This is a genomic window from Streptomyces sp. IMTB 2501 (assembly GCF_001953885.1).
Lineage (GTDB): Bacteria > Actinomycetota > Actinomycetes > Streptomycetales > Streptomycetaceae > Streptomyces.
Genome location: NZ_MQUS01000013.1, coordinates 237,434 through 256,398, shown reverse-complemented (window position 1 = coordinate 256,398; position 18,965 = coordinate 237,434). Strand labels below are relative to the sequence as shown.

Annotated in this window: 16 protein-coding genes and 1 tRNA gene; 5 read left to right on the top strand and 12 right to left on the bottom strand. The window is 71.2% G+C overall.

Features of this window, described 5'->3' with window-relative positions; genetic code table 11:
- Positions 1 to 7 precede the first annotated feature (7 nt).
- Positions 8 to 532 (top strand): ATP-binding protein, encoded by a 525-nt coding sequence (locus tag AV521_RS23585; RefSeq protein ID WP_076090485.1) that lies wholly within the window; start codon positions 8 to 10, stop codon positions 530 to 532.
- Between the two features lie 53 nt (positions 533 to 585).
- Here AV521_RS23585 and AV521_RS23580 read toward each other — a convergent pair whose 3' ends face one another.
- The 5 genes from AV521_RS23580 to AV521_RS23560 all read right to left on the bottom strand — a co-directional run bounded on the left by AV521_RS23580 (position 586) and on the right by AV521_RS23560 (position 5,794).
- Positions 586 to 2,301, bottom strand: a complete 1,716-nt coding sequence (locus AV521_RS23580; RefSeq protein WP_076090484.1) for a relaxase/mobilization nuclease domain-containing protein — start codon at positions 2,299 to 2,301, stop codon at positions 586 to 588.
- A complete protein-coding gene (gene mobC / locus AV521_RS23575; RefSeq protein WP_076090483.1) occupies positions 2,298 to 2,945 on the bottom strand; it encodes a plasmid mobilization relaxosome protein MobC in 648 nt (215 codons plus the stop codon). The genes AV521_RS23580 and mobC overlap by 4 nt, the downstream gene beginning before the upstream one ends.
- A 132-nt stretch (positions 2,946 to 3,077) precedes the next feature.
- Positions 3,078 to 3,962 (bottom strand): DUF2637 domain-containing protein, encoded by an 885-nt coding sequence (locus AV521_RS23570; protein ID WP_076090482.1) that lies wholly within the window; start codon positions 3,960 to 3,962, stop codon positions 3,078 to 3,080.
- Between the two features lie 192 nt (positions 3,963 to 4,154).
- The gene (locus AV521_RS23565) at positions 4,155 to 5,414 is read right to left on the bottom strand and encodes a DUF3631 domain-containing protein (protein ID WP_076090481.1); all 1,260 of its coding nucleotides are present in this window, start codon (positions 5,412 to 5,414) and stop codon (positions 4,155 to 4,157) included.
- A gap of 137 nt (positions 5,415 to 5,551) precedes the next feature.
- Positions 5,552 to 5,794: an AlpA family transcriptional regulator gene (locus AV521_RS23560; RefSeq protein WP_179023334.1), complete on the bottom strand. Its 243-nt coding sequence runs from the start codon at positions 5,792 to 5,794 to the stop codon at positions 5,552 to 5,554.
- 467 nt (positions 5,795 to 6,261) lie between these two features.
- On the opposite strand from AV521_RS23560, the gene AV521_RS23555 reads away from it, so the two are divergent.
- The 3 genes from AV521_RS23555 to tuf all read left to right on the top strand — a co-directional run bounded on the left by AV521_RS23555 (position 6,262) and on the right by tuf (position 9,347).
- The gene (locus AV521_RS23555) at positions 6,262 to 6,543 is read left to right on the top strand and encodes a helix-turn-helix domain-containing protein (protein ID WP_076090480.1); all 282 of its coding nucleotides are present in this window, start codon (positions 6,262 to 6,264) and stop codon (positions 6,541 to 6,543) included.
- 54 nt (positions 6,544 to 6,597) lie between these two features.
- Positions 6,598 to 7,782, top strand: a complete 1,185-nt coding sequence (locus AV521_RS23550; RefSeq protein ID WP_256725656.1) for a site-specific integrase — start codon at positions 6,598 to 6,600, stop codon at positions 7,780 to 7,782.
- 371 nt (positions 7,783 to 8,153) lie between these two features.
- Entirely contained in the window at positions 8,154 to 9,347 is a 1,194-nt protein-coding gene (gene tuf, locus AV521_RS23545; protein ID WP_076090479.1) for an elongation factor Tu, read from the top strand.
- A gap of 184 nt (positions 9,348 to 9,531) precedes the next feature.
- Here tuf and AV521_RS23540 read toward each other — a convergent pair whose 3' ends face one another.
- The 6 genes from AV521_RS23540 to AV521_RS52290 form a co-directional block, all read right to left on the bottom strand.
- Positions 9,532 to 9,876: a hypothetical protein gene (locus AV521_RS23540; RefSeq protein WP_076090478.1), complete on the bottom strand. Its 345-nt coding sequence runs from the start codon at positions 9,874 to 9,876 to the stop codon at positions 9,532 to 9,534.
- Between the two features lie 113 nt (positions 9,877 to 9,989).
- A tRNA-Arg gene (locus AV521_RS23535) sits at positions 9,990 to 10,062 on the bottom strand.
- Positions 10,063 to 10,130: 68 nt separating this feature from the next.
- Positions 10,131 to 11,309, bottom strand: coding sequence for a hypothetical protein (locus tag AV521_RS23530; RefSeq protein ID WP_143658639.1), 1,179 nt, complete (start codon positions 11,307 to 11,309; stop codon positions 10,131 to 10,133).
- Positions 11,310 to 11,581: 272 nt separating this feature from the next.
- On the bottom strand, positions 11,582 to 12,826 hold the full coding sequence (locus AV521_RS23525) for an MFS transporter (RefSeq protein ID WP_076090559.1): 1,245 nt from the start codon (positions 12,824 to 12,826) through the stop codon (positions 11,582 to 11,584).
- Between the two features lie 5 nt (positions 12,827 to 12,831).
- Complete coding sequence (locus AV521_RS23520) at positions 12,832 to 14,127, bottom strand: acetyl-CoA carboxylase biotin carboxylase subunit family protein (RefSeq protein ID WP_076090474.1); 1,296 nt, start codon at positions 14,125 to 14,127, stop codon at positions 12,832 to 12,834.
- A 31-nt stretch (positions 14,128 to 14,158) separates the two neighbouring features.
- Positions 14,159 to 15,532 carry an acetyl-CoA carboxylase biotin carboxylase subunit family protein gene (locus AV521_RS52290; protein ID WP_076090472.1) on the bottom strand — a complete coding sequence of 458 codons (1,374 nt, stop codon included), beginning with the start codon at positions 15,530 to 15,532 and terminating at the stop codon, positions 14,159 to 14,161.
- Between the two features lie 166 nt (positions 15,533 to 15,698).
- On the opposite strand from AV521_RS52290, the gene AV521_RS23510 reads away from it, so the two are divergent.
- Positions 15,699 to 16,931, top strand: a complete 1,233-nt coding sequence (locus tag AV521_RS23510; RefSeq protein WP_076090470.1) for an ATP-grasp domain-containing protein — start codon at positions 15,699 to 15,701, stop codon at positions 16,929 to 16,931.
- Positions 16,932 to 16,992: 61 nt separating this feature from the next.
- Here AV521_RS23510 and AV521_RS23505 read toward each other — a convergent pair whose 3' ends face one another.
- Positions 16,993 to 18,912 carry an AfsR/SARP family transcriptional regulator gene (locus AV521_RS23505; RefSeq protein WP_076090468.1) on the bottom strand — a complete coding sequence of 640 codons (1,920 nt, stop codon included), beginning with the start codon at positions 18,910 to 18,912 and terminating at the stop codon, positions 16,993 to 16,995.
- Positions 18,913 to 18,965: the final 53 nt, after the last annotated feature.

Here is an 18,965-nt window from a genome sequence, read left to right as displayed (position 1 = left end):
TGAGCACGTGCCCCTCGCCGTTCTCCTGGCCGGCCTGACCGGCTCCGGGAAGACCACCGTCGCTCAGGCGCTGGCAGCGCACGGTTTCACCCGGTTGTCCGTGGACGAGGAAGTACACCGCCTCCATGGCCGCTACGGCGTGGACTACCCCGAGCACACCTACTTCGAGCGCGAACGGCCCGTGGTCGAGACGATCCGCCAGCGGTTCATCAAGGAACTCCAGGCCGGCCACGACATCGTCCTGGACCACGGACTGTGGCGCCGCGCCGAGCGCGACGCCTGGCAGCAGGCCGCCCGCGAAGGGGGCGGCCACCCCGTGGTGGTCTACCTCCCCGCCGACCGGGAGGAACTGCTTCGGCGCCTCGCCGGGCGCAACCAGCGCGAAGACGCCAACGCCCTCACCGTCACCCCCGAGGCCCTCGACGACTTCTTCGCCCGGTTCGACATCCCGGCCGAGGACGAGGAAGTGATCGTCCATACCGGCAGTGTCGATGGTCTGCTGGCCAAACTCGCCAGGGAACGGCAGAGCTGAAGGTCTCGGTCTCGGCCGCACCGCCTCGCTGAAGCGAGGCGGTTGCGCCCGGATCAGCGGTGTCGGGGACGTGCCGCAGCCGCAGTGGGCTGGTGGGAGCGGCTCAGTGCAGGGTCGGCAGGCTGCCCCGGTTGCGCTATCGCGGCCGTGCGAGCTTGGGCGGCTCGCGCTCGGTCACTGGGTGCGTGCCTTTGGGAGAGGCGTTGGATGCGCCAGGTGAGAGTCCTCGCGGCGGAGCGGGCGTCGTCCAGTGCGCGCTGGTCGGCGGCGTGCTGGAGGAGCTGGCGGGGGTCGTGGCCGGCGGTCTCGGCTTGGGTGAGAGCGGCGGCCAGTGCCGGCCATGCGGGGTCGTCGAGGACCTGATCGGCATGGTCGGGCAGGACGGCTCGTACATGCTGGACGTGGCGTTCCATGGTGCGGGCCGGTGGCGTGCGCTGGGCCAGTGCGGCCAGTGGCTGAGCCGCAGCATGCTCGTAGGCAGCCTGGAGGTGGATCAGGGTCTGGTGGGCGGCTGCGACCTGTTGGTCGTGTCGGCGGGCCTGGTGCCAGCGGGCGGCGGCGATGACGACCAGGACGGCCATGTCGAGGAACATCGCCAGCCCGCTCCCGTCGCCGGTGACCGGCGCGGTGCGCAGCGCGCGTACCGCGTTACGCAGGGCGCGGGCCTGGTCTTGCTGGGCGCGGATGCGGGAGCGGGAGGCGCGTTCGAACGCGAGGGCCGCCTGCTGAAGCTGTGCTCGCTGGTGGGCGGGGGCGATCAGCGGCAGGACGTCGAGGGCCTCGGCGAAGGCCGCGATGTGCGCCTGGGCCACCGTGTCGTTGCTGCGGTCGAGGTGGTCGGGGATGCGTTCGGCCGCTGCGGTGGCCTGGTGCCAGGGGTTCGGCCTGCGCCGGCTGCCCGCCCCGATGGCGGGTGGGGTGTCGATGCCGGTGAAGCGTTCGGCGATCTTGGGGAAGGACAGGTCGGGGGCGAGTTGGGAGCCGGAGAACCAGATTGGCTGGCCTGCGGCGTTGGTGTCGCCTTCGATGGCGACCTTGTAGCCGCGTACGTCCCCGGAGGGGAAGCGCTGAACGTCGACGCGGACACCCTCGACCCCGTCGAGCAGGTGGAGGAACTCCTCCGGGCTGGCGGCTACGGACACCAGTTGACGGACGGTGGTGCGCAGCTGTTCGCGGGAGGTTTTCTGCCGACCGTGGCGGCGGGCCTTCTCCTGCTCTGCTCGGGTGGGTCGCTTGGCGGCGGTGCGATCCCCGCGCACAACCTGCTGCAGGCCGTATTCCTTCTCGACGGCTGCCAGTTCGCGGTCGGCGGTGAGGTAGTCGTTCCAGTGGCGTGCGGTGCGCAGGTCGCCGCGGACCTTGGTGGCGGCGATGTGGATGTGGTCGGGTGCGTGGCGTACGGCGACCCAGCGGCAGCCGTCCGGGTCTTCGTCGGGTGCGATGCCGGTTGCTGCCACGACTCGGCGGGCGATGTCGGCCCACTCCTCGTCGCTGAGGTGGCGGTCGGTTGTGGCGGCGCGGATGGAGCAGTGCCACACGTGCTTCTCTGGGGCGCGGCCGTGCTGTCGGGCCTGCTTGACGTGCAGGTCGAGGTCGGCCACAAGGCGCTTCTTTGTGGCGGCGAAGTCGTCGGCGCGGCCGGGGTCGGGGGCGAAGCCGTCCCAGGAGGCGACGAGGTGGGGGTCGGTGTGGTCTGTGGCCTTCTTGGTGTCGAACAGGTAGCGGATCAGGCCGGCGGTGTCCTTGCCGCTGCCGATCTTCGCGATCACCAGGCCGCCTTCTTCGAGACGGCCTGGTTCGCGGCTGTCGCTATGTCGCCGATGGTTGCGCGGACTGCGGTAAGGGTGCGTTCGGCCTGGGCCAGGACGGCGGTGTCCCCAGGGTGTGGACGGCCGCCGGAGTTGAGTTTCCGGGCGATCTGGTTGATGTTGTTGCCGATCTTTGCGACCTGGCTGCGCAGGGCGTTGAGTTCGTCGATGTAGTCGTCGAGCGGGGTGCGCTGGCCGGGCAGGGTGAGGTCACCGTCGATGTAGGCCATGACCGCAGCGCCGACGAGGTAGGCGCCGCTGACGTTCAGTTTCCGGGCCTGGCCGAGGATCTTGGCCTTCTCCTCGAGGCTGTAGCGTGCGTCGACGCGCTGCTTGCGCTGGCCGTTCGGGTCGGGCTTACGGCGTCGGGCGACGCGGTGCAGGGCGGCAGCTTCGGCGGCACGAGGCAGCTGGGCGGCAGCGGTGCCGGTGGGCTGTCCCCCCTCGGGCGCCCCCCGGTGCCCGAGCGCCTCCGCCACCCCCGGGGCGGAGACATCCCCGTCGAGGCCGCCCTTGGACGGTCCAGCGGCATACCTTGCTGGCTGGGTGACGGTGGTGGTCACCTCCTGCTGGCTAGCCGGGAGTTCAGTGTGAAGGTTGGACATCGAGCGGTTCTCCATGTGGTGTTGCAGGCGCGACGGCCATGCGATTCGAAGTGCTGCTCGGCCCTGTACGGGGCAGCGTGGGGACGAGCGAGAGAAGCCGAGTACGCAGGGTGATAGGCGCGGCTGGGATCCTCAGAGGGCGCCGGCGGGTTCCTTGTCGGGCTCGGCGTGCCGCTGACGGGTGGCCTGGTCGAGTTCGGCCTGCACCCGGTCCTTGATCTGGGTCAGGCGGTCCTTGCCTATGGGGAAGCCAGCGTCTCGGATCGCCGTCTCGATGTTGCGGCGTGAAGCACGGCCTCCGCGCCCCAGCGGTGCCGTGCGGGCGAGGGCGAGGAGTTCGTTGAAGATGCCGTCGCGCTCGTGGCTCTCTGCCGTGGCGAGTGGTCTCTGGGCCTGCGGCACATTGACGGCGTCCCGCACCACGTCGCCAGGGTGACCGGCCACATCGGGCATCTCTGCATGCTCCGGCAGACCGGCGTCGCCCTCGGATGGCGGATTCGGCGCGGCGCTCACGGTGTGGCTGTGGCCGTGCACGGGGGCGTTGTGGCTCTTTGTGGCGGCGGCCTCTTGAACGTGGCGTGCGGGGTGGCGGCGTATGACGAGGTCGAGGTGGACGGCTCCGGCCAGGGCCAGCGGGGCGATGGCTGACAGGGCGCCGACGGTGACGTCGTCCAGGTGGAGCCCGGTGGTGTGAGCCTGCTCGTTGAGGCGGACGGCGTGCAGGGCGTTGGCCCAGATGCTGGTGATCGTGGCGATGCCGACGAGTGCCCAGACGTACAACCGGGACCGCCAGGGTGCGGTGCGCAGGATGAGCAGGGCGGCGACGCCGATGGCGATGAAACCGTCGATCACGAGGGGGAAGGCGTACGTGAGTATTCCGCGGACGTGGATGGCGACGGCCATCTGCCGCAGAGCGTCGTAGGAGAGGGCGAAGCCGATCGTGCCGACCAGGGCGACCCCGATGCGGATCGCTGCGGTCAGTATCGGCGCGGGGGTGGGGGTGGTGCGTGAAGGCAAGCGGGGTACTCCAGGCGGGGAGCGGGTGCCATGGGCACAGGGTGAGGCTGGTGGGAGGTGGTGTGGTCTCGTCGCACTCGTCGCGTGCCTGGTCAGAGCAGGTACGGAAGGTCGGCGTGATACGAGTGGACTCGTCACGGCGACGACACTCGTCGCGGGGCTGACCTGCGACGCGACGAGTGCGACGAGTCTTTACGGGTGCAGGCCCGGACTGGGGGTGGTGCTCTCGTCGTCGTCCTCGGGCGCCGGCTCCTCCGGGCAGTAGCGCGCCCAGGCGTCGGTGAAGCGGAGGCGGGCGAAGCCCTTGGCCTGCCGACCGCCCTCGAAGCGGTGCGTGGCGGCCTTGATGTCGAAGTCCTTCAGGAGGATGCCCAGGTGGCGTGGGCTCAGACCGGCGGTGCCGTACTCGGCCCACGGCGCCTCCTGGTCCTTGAGGAGTTCGTCCAGCAGGTCCCGGGTGCGCATGATGTCGGGATCACCACAGCGTGCGAAGGCGCGGTGAATGTCCTGCAGCAGGCGGGTCTTCAGGTTCGACTCGTCGTCCTTGCCTGCCTCGGCCGCGCACATGGCTGCACACGCGGTGCGGGCCTGCTCGGGCCAGGCGCCGCCTGCCAGCTCCGCGACGATGACGAGCGGTTCCCAGGTGTCTGCCGCCCGGTCCTGCACCGGCATCGGCGGTACCAGGTCCGCTGCGGTGTCCATCAGGGGGCGCAGCCAGCCGGTCAGCCGGTCGCGCAGGCCGTGCAGGGCGGGGATGTCCCGGCGGGAGCGAAACTGCTCGACCCGCTCACCGTCCTTGCGGCGCTGCATGCGGATCACCACCGCCCGGTCCATGACCGTGTCCGGTAGATCCCCGATGCCGGCGAGCGCTGCCATGGCGAAGGTGGGGAACGCCTGCGGCTTGTGCTCGGGGCCGGAGATGCGCAGGGCGGGCCGGTTGCGCTGGTGGCCGGCGTTGAGCAGGCCGCGTAGCTCCTCGTTCTTCTCGGCGGCCTTGATGCTGCCGAAGATGGTGTCGGCCTCGTCCACCAGCAGGGTGGGCGGGTCATCGCCGATGGCGCGGAAGACGACCGCCGGGCTGGTGTTGACCGTGATCAGCGGCTCGCGCACGGTCTCCGTGATCACATCCAGCAGGCGGGACTTGCCACACCGTTTCGCCGGTCCGACCACCGCGAGACGGGGCGCGTGCTGGAGGGCGGGCTGGATGTGCGTGGCCGCGACCCACAGCGTGACGGCGGTCAGCGCCTCGCTGCTGGGCAGGATCACGTACCGGGCGATGGCGTCCCGCAGCTCGTCCAGCAGGGCGGCGCCCTCTGGAGCCTGGGGCGGCTTCGCGTCCTCGGCGGGCGAGGGTTCGGGCGTTGCGGGGGCTGCCTGGCCGGGGGCGGCGACGGGCGGCCAGGTGGGCGTCGGGGATGTGGTGGGGGTGGTGGAGGACGTAGGTTCGTCCACAGGCGTTCCTCCCTAGTGGGCCGGACGGGCAAGGCCCGGCCCATCGGATCGGTCATTCAGGGGCGATGGGGCAGGGACTGTGCGGCTCTCGGCGGTGGCTCGCCGAGAGCCGTTTCGCTGTCCCTGAAAGGCCGGGGTCAGACCGCGAGGTCGTACGTGGCCTGGCTCTTCAGCCAGGCGTCCACCTCGTGCCAGCGGTAGCGCAGGTGGCGGCCGACCTTGTGCACGTTGGGGCCGATGCCCCGGTACTTCCACTGGTAGAGGGTCTTCACCGGCACCCCGAGGTACGCGGCGACCTCCGTAGGGGTGGCCAGCGGGCCGCGCTTGGCAGCCGCAGCGGTGTCAGGGTCGTCGGTGCTACGGGGAGAGGTCTTCGGCACAGGGCTCCTTTTCGGTCTTGAACAACGGGCCTGGACAACACAGCCACACCACCCGGGGAAAAGTCCAGAGTTAACTCAGAAACCCTGTACTACTTCTCTCGGCGTGACCGGTGAGAGCAAGACAGTAAGGGCGGATCCCCGGTTGCCGAAATCGCTCCCGCAGTGCCTGAAATTTTCTGCCGGAAAGTGACCCCTCGGGGGGTCGGAATCTGCCCCCCCCGCAGTTCAGAGGCAGCTACCAGCAGTCAGGAGTAACGCGGCCAGGCCGCCGGACACCCCGTCCGATAGCCGCTCAAATCGCCCACCTCCAGGATGCGGAGGGAACATAGCACGCCCTCCCAGCCGAAAAGGCTCGTGATGTACCGGAATTCGGCGAGACGAATGCCACTTCGCTGCCGAACGACTATTACGGAGTTTGTGAGTAAACCCTTGCCAAGGCGTCCGGCTGCAAGTTACAGCTAACTGTCATGGCAACCCGACCTGTCGAAATAGGCCCCGCCGGCCTCCACACCGCCCGCGCCATCGAGCACCTACGTCTCGTGCGCCGCCTGACCCAGCACCAACTCGCCGCCCACTGCACCGCACTGGGCCGCCCGATGACCAACACCGCCCTCAGCCGCACCGAACGCGCACACCGCCGCTGCGACATCGACGACCTCGTCGCCATCGCCACTGCGCTCGGCGTCCCTCCCACAACCCTGCTCCTGCCGCTCCCATCGGTGTCCCGTGATGACTGGAGGGGGTGCTAGTTGGCGCGGGTCTGGATTGAGGACCGCATAGGGCACGTGGCGTACGCACGGGCCGTGGCGGAAGCCAAGCGGGCGGGCCGTACGCCACCGGGGCGCTACCGCGTGCGCTGGTACGACCCCGACGGCAAGCCGAAGATGAAGACCTTCGCCCGCAAGGTCGACGCCGAGGCGGAGCGGACGAGGATGGAGTCCCGTCTCAATGACGGCTCCTACCGCGATCCTGCAGCCGCGCGGGTGAAGTTCGCAGAGGTGGCGGAGTCCTGGCTGGCTGCGCAGCTCCACCTCAAGCGCTCAACCCGCTGTCGCTACCGCGGCGTTCTCGACGTCCACGTGATCCCCAGGTGGGGCACCACTCCGCTGGACCGCATCCAGTTCGAGGACATTGCCGAGTGGCTCGCGGACCTGCTGTCCGGCGAGGCGACCGGAGGCAGGAAGCTCAGCCCCCGGTCGGTCCGCAAGGCGTACGTGGTCCTCAGCCGCGTTCTCGGCTACGCGGTCAAGGCCCGCCGCCTGGCAGTGAACCCGGCTGTCGGCGTGCCCCTGCCGAAGGCGGCGCCGGCTGACCACGTGTACCTCGACGACATGCAGGTCGACGCGCTGGCCAACGCGTCAGGCGCCTACCGGGTGTTCATCTTGCTGCTGGCGTACACCGGCCTGCGCTGGGGCGAGGCGTCCGCGCTGAAGGTGGGCCGCGTCGACCTGGACGCCTGCCGGGCCCACATCGTCGAGGCGTACGCCGAGGACAACGGCAAGCTCTACCTCGACACCCCCAAGAACCACGAGCGTCGGTCCGTGCCGATCCCGCGGTTCCTGGCCGAGGAGCTGAAGCCCCACGTCCAAGGGCGGGGAGATGAGGAGTTGCTCTTCGCTGCCCCGCAAAGCGGACCGCTGCGGGCCCGTAACTTCCGTCAGCGGTTCTTCGCGCCAGCGGTCGTGAAGGCCGGGCTGGGGCACCTCAAGGTCACCCCGCACAAGCTGCGACACACGGCGGCCTCGCTGGCCATCGCCAGCGGCGCGGACGTCAACGTCGTCCAGACGATGCTGGGCCACAAGTCCGCGACGCTGACCCTGGACACGTACGGGCACCTCTTCCCGGACCGCCTGGACGAGGTGTCCAAGAAGATGCACAAGCGCCGCTCCAAGCAACTGGCCAAGGCGAAGGCCAAGCTGGAGAAGGCGGAGCGGAAGGCTCGCGAGGCCGCTGAGGAAGTGGCCGCCCTGGAGGGCGATGCCGCGTGATGTGTGCCTGATCCGTGCCGGGGAGCCGTAGCCGAAGGGGCCGCCCCGCCGTGCTGCCGCGGTGGCGGTATGACTGAGCGCGCCAGTTGGCCACTGTGTACTTCAGTTGGCCGCTCGCACGCCCAGTCGGGATGCCGCGGCTTCGGTGATCCCCTTCCGCGTGATCTTGCACGGTGAGGGTCGGGCCATCGGCGTGCGCCTGCAGCGAGCACCCCTATGATCACCAAGTGTGCGAGTGCGGTTACCGGCAGTCGTGGGCTATGGAGTGGTTCGGCGCTGAGCGGTACCGCACTCGTGCGTCAGCCCATCGGACAGAAGAGCCAGGCGGGTTCGCAACAGCGCACCGCCGCCCAGGCGCGAGGAGACGACACATGGCGAAGGCGAAGTTCGAGCGGACCAAGCCGCACGTGAACATCGGCACGATCGGTCACGTCGACCACGGCAAGACGACGCTGACGGCGGCGATCACGAAGGTGCTGCACGACGAGTTCCCGGACCTGAACCCGTTCACGCCGTTCGAGGACATCGACAAGGCGCCGGAGGAGCGTCAGCGCGGTATCACCATCTCGATCGCGCACGTCGAGTACCAGACCGCCGCCCGTCACTACGCCCACGTCGACTGCCCGGGTCACGCGGACTACATCAAGAACATGATCACCGGTGCCGCCCAGATGGACGGCGCGATCCTGGTGGTCGCCGCCACCGACGGCCCGATGCCGCAGACCAAGGAGCACGTGCTCCTGGCCCGCCAGTCCGGCGTTCCCTACATCGTCGTCGCCCTGAACAAGGCCGACATGGTCGACGACGAGGAGATCATGGAGCTCGTCGAGCTTGAAGTCCGTGAGCTCCTGAGCGAGTACGAGTTCCCGGGCGATGATCTGCCCGTCGTCAAGGTCTCCGCACTCAAGGCGCTTGAGGGTGACCCGGAGTGGACCAAGACCGTCGTCGAACTGATGAAGGCCGTGGACGAGAACGTCCCGCAGCCGATGCGCGACGTCGACCAGCCGTTCCTGATGCCGATCGAGGACGTCTTCACGATCACCGGTCGCGGTACGGTCGTCACCGGTCGCATCGAGCGTGGTGTCCTGAAGGTCAACGAGACCGTCGACATCATCGGCATCAAGACCGAGAAGACCACCACCACGGTCACCGGCATCGAGATGTTCCGCAAGCTGCTCGACGAGGGCCAGGCCGGTGAAAACGTCGGCCTGCTGCTGCGCGGCATCAAGCGTGAGGACGTCGAACGCGGCCAGTGCATCATCAAGCCCGGCTCGGTCACCCCGCACACCGAGTTCGAGGCCACCGCCTACATCCTGTCCAAGGACGAGGGCGGCCGGCACACCCCCTTTTTCAACAACTACCGCCCGCAGTTCTACTTCCGCACCACCGACGTCACCGGAGTCGTGACCCTCCAGGAGGGCACAGAGATGGTCATGCCAGGTGACAACGCCACGATGACGGTCAGTCTCATCCAGCCCGTCGCGATGGAGGAGGGTCTGCGCTTCACCATCCGCGAAGGAGGCCGCACCGTCGGCGCTGGCCAGGTCACCAAGATCAGCAAATAGCGTGCCCCCACCGGCATCCCCAGGAGGTCGAACGCGGCTTCTTGGGCATGCCGCCTCTGATCACCCCGCCTTAAGCAGCAGGCATAAGGGCATCGGACTGAGCGCGCAGCGCCCAACTGAAGTACACAGTGGCCAACTAGCGCGCTCAGTCACAGGCGGCCCCTTGCGTCTTCCTCGGATCAGGTCAGCCGCGCGGTCGCTGGCTCTCATGCCGGGCTCGGTCGATTGCAGCAGCGGCCTCGTCGCCGGCCAGCTGCTTGATCTCCTCAGGTACCTTCCGCTCGTCCAGCACGAAGAGACGGTCACCGACGAGACGGGTGGTGGTCTTCCAGCCGAGACGGCGTCCCGCTTCCCGAGCGGCGTGCCGGACATCCTTGAGGTCGCCCAGCTCCGCAAGATCGTCGCCGCTCAGGATCAGCTGCCCGCGGTAGCCCTTGAACTGCGGCTTCAGGGCCGCCCGCATCATCGATTCAAGTCGGTCGACCAGCTTCTGGTACCGGCGCCTGGCCAGCTCATCCCTGTCGGGCATCCTGCACAGCTCCCCACCATCCGCGCGCACGGCATGTGTGCCATATGTGTGCTGCAAGCGCAGGAGCCCTCCCGTCCGCTGGACGGAAGGGCTCCTGACCTGGTGTTTCTCTGTGCCCCCGGCAGGATTCGAACCTGCGACACCCGCTTTAGGAGAGCGGTGCTCTATCCCCTGAGCTACGAAGGCGGGCCTTGCGGGGACCGTCGCTGGGACGGTCCCTGACAGGGTAGCGGATGGGACGGTGTGGTGGGTGATCAGGAGGAGAAGGTGAACAGGTCGCCCGTGTCCTCCATGGCGTGGACCACGGCGGCCGCGCTGCGCAGCAGGCTTTCGTCCTCGTGGACGAAGTACGCCGCGCCCCAGGAGAGGGGGGAGAGCGCGTCGGTCGGTGCGGGGGTGCCGAAGGACGGCAGGGACGTCACGCTGTGGAAACCCGGCAGGCGGCGCAGGCGGTTGAGGCCCGGGATCGCGCTCAGGCGGCCGTAGGCGCCCTGCGGCGGGCGGAGGTCGATTCGGATCAGGGCGCGGGGGCGGGTGAAGTTCCGCGTCAGGCGTTGTTCGAAGCGGTCCGGGTGCAGCAGGCTCTCGGCCAGCAGGTGGGCCCGGGTGAAGCCGAAGGCGGCGAAGTAGGGGTCGTCCGAGCCGCGCGGGCCGTCGAGGCCGGACCGTACCCGGACCACCTCGGGTCCGTCGGGGCCGAGCCGCAGTTCCGTCACGGCGGCGCCCTCGCGGATGCCGAGCGCGTCCAGGCAGTCCGGTACGACGGTGAGGAACCGCCGCTCCGGCTCGCTCAGCCCGGCCAGGCTCTCGCTGTGCCGCCGTCGTATCACGCCGTCCGCGACCGTCTCGTGGTGTCGCTGGACCTCCGCGACCAGGTGCCGTCCTGCCGAGCTGACGGTGTGCACCTGGTAGGTGCCGTCCCCCGCGGACATGTGCAGGAGCGCCGCAGTCGGGGCGAGCGCGCGCAGCGCCGTGAGCGCGTGTCCGGCCCGTTCGGCGTCCTGTACCTCCACGGCTACGCCCGCGTCCGCGGCGGAGTCCGGCCGGAGTACGGCGGGCCAGGTGTCCCAGGCCGCGGGCAGGGTCGGTCCGGGCTCCGCGGCCGTGTCCGTGGTCAGCGACGCCCCCTGCACCGTCGGTATGCCGGCGGCCCGTAGCGTCTGTCCCATCCGGGCCAGGTTGCGGCGTGCCACGGCCTGCCGCGGATCCTGCTGCGGCAGGCCGAGTTCCGCTGCCAGGCGCTCCGCGTACTCCGTGCCGAAGCGGCTTGCGGCTACCACCGACGCCGGTTTCCGCTCGACCGCCACGGCCGCCCCGCCGCCCGTCGCCCGCCCGGGGCCGTCGGTGTACAGGGGCATCCAGTCGGCGCCCAGTTCCTTGAAGGCGCGGGCCAGATCGGCGCCGCTGAAGACGGGATCGACCAGTACGAACATGAGCAGCACACCTCGTTTGCGGTCGGCAGCGAAGAAGCTCGGGCGTGGTCCGGGAGGTCGTCGGCCCGTGCCGCTCCAGCAGAACAGACGGGTGGGCCGGGCCGGTAACGGCCGGGCGGCCGGCTTGTCCGGCACTTGAACGTCCCTTCACCCGGACGCCCCTCTGGACGTCTGTGTGGACGTCCCTTTGAGCGTCCCTTGGGTGGTGGTCGGTCGCCGTGCTCTCCGCCGGGCAGCCCCGGCTTTCCAACTCCGCCCCCGTAACGAGGACTTCACACCTCCGCCGGTACGGTCGCCGTCGTCACCCCGGACTGTTCGCTCGTCGTCCGGGTGCCGTTCCGGGTGTCCACCCCGCGCAGGCCCAGGGCGACCGCGGCGACGCCCAGGAGGCCGAAGGCCACGGGGACGGCGAAGGCCGTGCGGGGGCCCGCCGTGGCAACCACCTGGCCGGCCAGGGCCGCGCCGAGCGCGATGCCGAAGCCCAGGCCGGTGCTGGACCAGGTCATCCCCTCGGTCACCTGCTCGCGCGGCACCGTCGCCTCGATCAGGCCCAGTGCGGTCGCCAGGGTCGGCGCGCAGGCGCCGCCAGCGACGAACAGCACCACGCCCAGGGCCGGCAGGCCGTTCGTCATCAGCAGCGGCAGCATGGTCAGCGTCATGAGCGCCGCTCCCACCACCACCCGCTGCCGAAGCGTGCCCGGCGGACGCAGGCCGCCGTACACCAGGCCCGCCACCGCGCTGCCCACCGCGTAGACCGCCAGCACGGGGCTGGCCAGTTCCCTGTGGCCGAGGTCCGCCGCGAAGGCCATGGTGACCACCTCGACGGAGGCGAAGATCGCGCCGATCGCCAGGAAGGTGAGGACGAGGGCCGGCATGCCGGGGTAGCGCAGTGCGCTGCCGCGGCGCTCGGTGTGGGCCCGCGGGGCACGCGGTGGTTCCGTCGCCGTCTGCCGGGCCAGCAGCCAGCAGCCGAGCAGCAGCAGCGCGGCGGCCGTGAACAGCGCGCTCTGCGGGGCGACGGTGGTGGCCAGGCCGATCGCGAGCACGGGCCCGATGGTGAAGACGACCTCGTCCACCACCGACTCCAGCGAGTAGGCCGGGTGCAGGTCCTCCGTGCCGCCGAGCAGCGCGGCCCAGCGGGCGCGGACCATCGACCCCGCATTCGGGATGACACCCGCCCCGGCCGCCGCCACGAACAGCGTCCAACTCGGCGCGCCCAGCGCGGAGCAGAGGGCGAGCAGGGTCAGCGCGGCACTGCCCGCCGCGGCGGCCGGCAGCAGCACCCGCCGCTGCCCGTGCCGGTCCACGGCGCGGGCCAGACGCGGGCCGACGACGGCGTAACTGATGGCCTGGGTGGCCGTCACCGCCCCGGCCAGGGCGTAGGCGCTGGGCCGTTGGGCCAGCATGGCGACGATCGCGAAGCGGGTCATGGCCACGCCCAGACGGGCCGTCAGGCCCGCCGAGCTGAAGGCCAGGGCCCCGGGACGGGAGAAGATCCGGCGGTACGCGGTCAGCATGCCGGTCACCCCACCCCGGCCGACGCCGGCACCGGCGTGTCCGTCACGTCCACGGCCACGGCCGTGCCCGTCGCGTCGACCTCACCCGGACCGTCGTACGCGCTGTCGAGGTCCTCCAGTACGCAGTCGTACTCCCTCTGCGTCCGCAGGATCGCCCGCTCGACCGCCTCCGCGCTCGGGCCGCGGTAGCGGAAGCGGCCGAGGATGAAGCGGTAGCCGCCCTTGCCGTCGAACTCGTGGCCGGGGGCGGGAAGTTCCTCGGTGTACAGGCCCGGTACCGCGCCGACCATCGAGGGCCGGGAGACGAGTCGCTTGCCGCGCGGTTCGGGGACGAGGAGGAAGCCGCCGTGCTCGGTGTCGGGCCGGTCGGCCGGGGGGAGGGTGGTGGGCGGCTCGCCCAGTTCCAGGCGGATCCAGTCACCGATCAGGTCCACGCCGTAGACGTCCTGGAAGACCCAGGGGATCTCGCCGCCGCCGAACCGCGCCCCGACCTCCAGGAAGACCGGGCCGGTCGTGGTCTGGATCAGCTCGAAGTGGAAGGCTCCCCGGTCCAGTCCGAGGGCGCGCAGGCAGGCCTCGGTGAAGGCGAGCAGCGCGTCGGCCTCGGGGCCGGTCCGGACGACGGAGCCGAGCGGGCGGCCCTGGGAGAAGCCGTAGCAGGTGTCCATGTAGCGCGAGGCCCGGCCGAAGATCATGCGGTTGTCCGCCATCAGGCCGTCCACGTGCCAGACCGGGCCCTGCACGAACTCCTCGATCTCGTAGTCGCCGAGATCCGTCTCGTGCAGTACGGCGGCCAGGTCCTCCTCCGGCCGGACCACGAAGGTGCCTACGCTGGCCGCGCCGGTGCGGGGCTTGACCACCACCGGGCCGCCCAGTTCCGCGCGGAACGCCTCGGCCTCCGCGACCGAGGTGATCTCCCGGAACCGGGGCACGCGCAGTCCGGCCTCGGCGACCCTGGCCTTCATCCGGGTCTTGTCCCGGAACAGCAGGACGTCCTCGGTGCCCGGCCCGGGTATGCCGAGCCGCTCGCGGATCGTGGCGCCGGTCAGCAGGTCGAACTCGGAGAGCGCCAGCAGCTTGTCGAAGGGGCCGCAGGCCCGGTGGGCGGCCTCGGCTGCGGCGATCACCGGGTCGGGGTCGGCCAGGTTCGGCACCACCTGGATGTGCTCGGCTGCGGCGGGGATGCGCGGCACATGCCTGGGCACGGTCACGTAGCTGACCTGGTGCCGCTCGTGGTCGATGCGCGAGGCGTAGTCGCTCTGGTGGTCGTCGTCCCAGCGGTTGACGATCAGGATCTTCATGGTGGTCCTTCTCCTTGCGGGGGCAGGCGGCTCAGACCGCGCAGGCCGTGATGGTGACGGGCGCGCCGGCGGCGGCGTAGTCGGGGAGGGCGATGTAGGCGGGAACGGCGGCCGCTGCGGGGACTGCCGGGCGTACGGCCTCGCGGACGTAGCGGTCGACCTGCGCGATGCGCCGCTCCAGCTCCGTCCGGCTCGGCGCGGCCAGTGCGATGTGCCCGAACCGGCTGTGCAGATCGACGGCCGGCCGCAGAACCGCGCCCGCCGCCGCCGTGACCTCGGCCTCGATGCAGCCCTCGACCTTCAGCAGCCGGGAGAGCAGCCCGTCCGGGTCCTCGAAGACGGCCTCCTCCTCGACGCTGAAGAAGCGCACCCCGGCCGCTCCCTGCGGCACTTCGTTCGCCGGCCGGGCCGGCTGGGGCAGACCGGCGAAGGAGCGCACCGCCAGCTCCCACATGTCCGCGCCCCACACCGCCTGGACCAGCCACGGGATCCGGTCCCCGCCCAGCCGGGCGCCGACCTCCATGACGTAGGGCCCGGACGGGGTCAGCCGTGCTTCCAGATGGAAGCAGCCGACCGTGATGCCCAGGGCGCGGACCGCCCGCCGCGCGGTGTCCGCCAGTCGCGCCCGGTCGGCGGGGGAGACCGGCGCGTCCACCGCGTGCCCGACCTCCACGAACGTCGGTTCCGGCCCCAGCTGCTTCTCGGTGACGGCCAGGACGTGGACGCGCGGTCCGTCGCCGGTGTTCTCGACGTAGCCCTCGACGCTGTACTCGGGGCCCTGGACGTAGCTCTCGGCCAGCAGGCTCGGGCCGAGCAGCTTGCCGTAGTCCTCGATCGGGTTGGCCCGCACCTCGGCGAAGTAGTCGGCGAGTTCGGCGGCGCCGTCCACGCGGCGCACGTACTGGCTGCCGGAGCCGTCGACCGGCTTCAGTACGGCCGGTGTGCCCACGTCGGCCAGTACGGCGACCGGGTCCGCGTCGGTGCCGACCAGGTGGTTGCGGGCCACCAGGACGCCGGCCGCGGCCAGCACCTCCTTCATCTGCTTCTTGTCGCGCAGCGCCCCGACCACCTCCGGGGCCAGGCCGGGCAGGCCGAGGTCCCGGGCCAGGTGGGCGCAGGTGTCCACGGCGTACTCGTAGCCCGGCACCACGGCGACCAGGTCGGTGCGGGCGGCCAGCTCCCGGCTCGCCCGGAGCACGGTCGGCAGGTCGCGGATCTCGACGCGGGTGTAGTCGGCCCAGCCGGAGTGCACGGCCGCGCGCACCTGTGCGGGCAGCTCGGTCACGGGCTTGCGGTCGAACACGTGCGGCCGGAGCCCCAGGCGGCGGGCGGCGTCGACCAGGCCGATCCCGGAGGAGTTCGGCTCGATGATCAGGGCGGTCTGGTGGGTGCTGCGGGCGGACATGGCGCTCCTCGGGCAGTCAGGGCCGGCAGGGCGGTCACGGCGGGAAGAGAGGGCAAGTCACTTTCAACAAGTCATCTTGAGTGGCTTCGATGTCTTGGCGATGTCATCTTAAGCATCTAAGATGACAGATGTGAAGGGCCGTCGTACACCGAGGTGATGAGGAACCATGACCACGACACTGATCATTGGCGGGGCCGCCGGAGCGGCGACCGGGTACGTGCACGACATCTGCGCGCGGGCCCTGGCCCAACTCCGCGCCCGGGGCAGCCGGATCGTGCTGACGGACCTCCCGGAGAACCTGGCCGCCGCCCCCGAGCTGACCCAACTGGCCGACGACATCGCCGAGTTGGACTTCACCGACGCCGAGTCCTGCGTGGCCTGGGCGACCGCCTACGCCGAACGGCACCGCATCGACGCGGTGCTGGCCTTCCGTGAGTACGCGGTCGTCGCCGCCGCGGAGGTCGCGGCCGCGCTCGGCCTGCCGGGCAATCCGCCCGAGGCGGTACGGACGGTGCGGCTGAAGGACGTCTGCCGCGAACGCCTGCGCGAACTGGGCTTCCGTCAGCCGCAGTTGCGGCTGTGCCGGAGCGCTCGGGAGGCGGCGGACTTCCACCGCGAGGTCGGCGGCACCGTGATCATCAAGCCGCGCAGCGGTTCGAGCAGCGAGGGAGTGCAGCAGGTCGAGGACCCGCGGCGGATGGCGGCGGCGTTCTCGGAGTCCTGCGACGCGGAGGGCGTCGCGCTGGTGGAGACCTTCGTCGGCGGCCCCGAGTTCAGCGTCGAAGGGCTGATCGCCGGCGGGCGGCCGCGGGTGCTCGCGGTGACCGCGAAGCAGGTGCTGCCGGTGTCCTTCGTGGAGTGCGGCCATACGATGCCGGCGCCGATCGGCCCCGAGGTGACGGAGGCGATCACCGTGGAGGTCGTCGGCGCGCTCACCGCGCTGGGCCTGCGGCACGGCCCGTTCCACGTGGAGTGCTGGCTGACCGGGGAGGGTGTGGTCCTCGGGGAGTTGCATGTGCGCCAGGGCGGCGACTGGATCCACGCGATGACGGAGTGGGTCAACCCCGGCCTGGAGCTCTACGGCTCCTGGTTCGACGACCTGCTGGGCCGCCCCGTCACCCTGCCCGAGGCGCCCACGCGTGGCGCGGCGGCACGCTTCGTCACGCTCCCCTCCGGCACGGTCTCATCCGTCACCGGCTGGTCCGACATCGCCTCCCACCCCGATGTCCACACCGCCGACCTCGCCGTCGCCCCCGGCGCCACGCTCCACCCCACCACCTCCAACCTCGAACGCCACGGCGTCTTCGTCGTCGGCACGCCCGACCCGTCGGACGCGGGCCCGCTGGCCGACAAACTCCTGGCAGGGCTGGAGGTACGGGTGGTGCCGACGGACGGATGAGGACCGGGACGGCCCCGTACCCGGTACGACGCCGACCCCTCAGTCCCGTACGCCGTACCCCTCAGTCCCGTACCGAGTACGACGCCGTACGGCAATGCGCACGGGACCCGGCGGGAACGGTCCGGCGGGAGCGGGGGGAGAGGCGGCGGTCGGGGAGAGGGCGGGGCGGGGTGGTCGACTGGGGGCAGGTCGCGGCGGGCGCGGACGCGGCCGGGCCGAGGCAGGCGAGCCTGACCAGGGCCGGGATGCGAAAGCCCGTCTCGGTGTCGCCGTCCAGCATCAGATGGGCGTCCAGGAACCGTTCGACCAGCGCCTCCGTCCGCTCCGGCGCGAGGTCGAGCGCGCGGCCCAGCTCCCCGAGGTCCAGCCCTCGGTCGCCGAGCGCGGCCAGCGCCCGCAGCGCCCGCTCGTCGGCCCCGCCGAGCCGTCGCACCGCGGCCCCGATCCGCTGTCGTACGTCCACGTCACCCGCCTGCAGCTCGCCCAGCCGCTGCCGCTCCGCCCGCATCCGCGCGGCCAGTTCGCCCACCCCGAGCGCCGGGCGCGCGGCCAGCCGCTGACCCGCGGCCCACACCGCCAGCGGCAACCCCTCGCACCACGTGACCAGTTCGGCCGACGCGCCCCGCTCCCGCTCCACCCGCTCGCGCCCCGCGACCGAGCCGAGCAGGGCCAGCGCGTCCTTCGCGGTGAGCCGGCCGAGCCGGACGCCGCCGCTGCCGGGCAGCCCGCCGAGCCGCCGCCGGCTGGTCACGATCGTGGCGCACTTCTGCCCGCTGGGCAGCAGTTGGAGCACCTGCTGGACGGAGGCGGCGTCGTCGAGGAAGACCAGCACCCGGCGGTCGGCCGTCCAGCTGCGGAACATCCGCGCGGCCTCCTCCAGCGAGTCCGGCGGCTCACCGGGCGCGATCGTGCGCAGCATGCTGCGCAGTGCCGCGAGCGGTTCGAGCGGCCGGCCCTCGGCGTCGTGCAGGGTGAGGAAGAGCTGCCCGTCGGGGAAACGCTCGCGCACCCGGTGCGCCACGTGCACCGCGAGCGCGGTCTTGCCGGTGCCGGGGGCGCCGACCAGCGGGACGAGCGCGGCGGGGCGGGCCAGTTGGCGTTCCAGTGCCTCCGTCTCGGCCGCCCGTCCGACGATCTCGGCGATACCGGCGGGAATCTCGGCCGGCCGGATCGGGCGGGAGCCCGGCCGGGGCGCGGCGGGCCGCTCCGGCGCGCTCAGACCGGGGGCGTCGGCGAGTACGGCGCTGTGCAGCCGTTGCAGCCGCTCGGAGGGTTCGAGTCCGGTGTGCTCCACGACGGCCCGGCGCAGCCGCGCGTAGCAGCTGAGCGCCTCCTCGCGCAGCCCGGAGCGGTACGCGGCGAGCAGCAGCTGCGCCGAGAACTCCTCCCGCAGCGGGTGCCGGCGCGTCAACGTCTGCAGTTCGCCCACGAGTTCGCGGTGCAGACCGAGGCGCAGGTCCGCCTCGATCCGCTGCTGCAGGGTGGCCAGCCGGGTCTCCTCCAGCCGGGCCACTTCGGCGGCGAGCACGGGGCCGTGCGGTACGTCGTCGAGCGCGTCGCCGCGCCACAGGCCGAGCGCCTCGCGCAGCAGCTGGGCGGCCCTGGCGTGGTCGCCGTCCGCGAGTGCGGAGCGGCCGAGGGCGACGCGCTGCTGGAAGACGTGCAGATCGAGCTCGCCGGGCTGGAGCAGGAGCCGGTACCCGTTCGGGCGGGTCTCCAGCCACTGCCGTCCCTCGCCCGGTGAGCCCGAGGGGCCCGAGGCCAGGGCCTTGCGCAGCTGGTAGAGGTAGGTCTGGATGGTCTTCCGGGCCAGTCGCGGCGGCTCCTCGTCCCAGAGTTCCTCGATGAGCGTGGCGTGCGAGACGACCCGGCCGGCGTTGAGCAGCAGGGTGGCGAGCACACGGCGCGGCATGGCCGCCGCGGGGGTCAGGTCCTCGATTCCGTCACGCACCTCGGCGGGTCCCAGCACGGAGAACTCCACGGTCCGTCCCTCCAGTCCCTCGTAAGATACCTTCGAGAAGGTTTTATAACTGC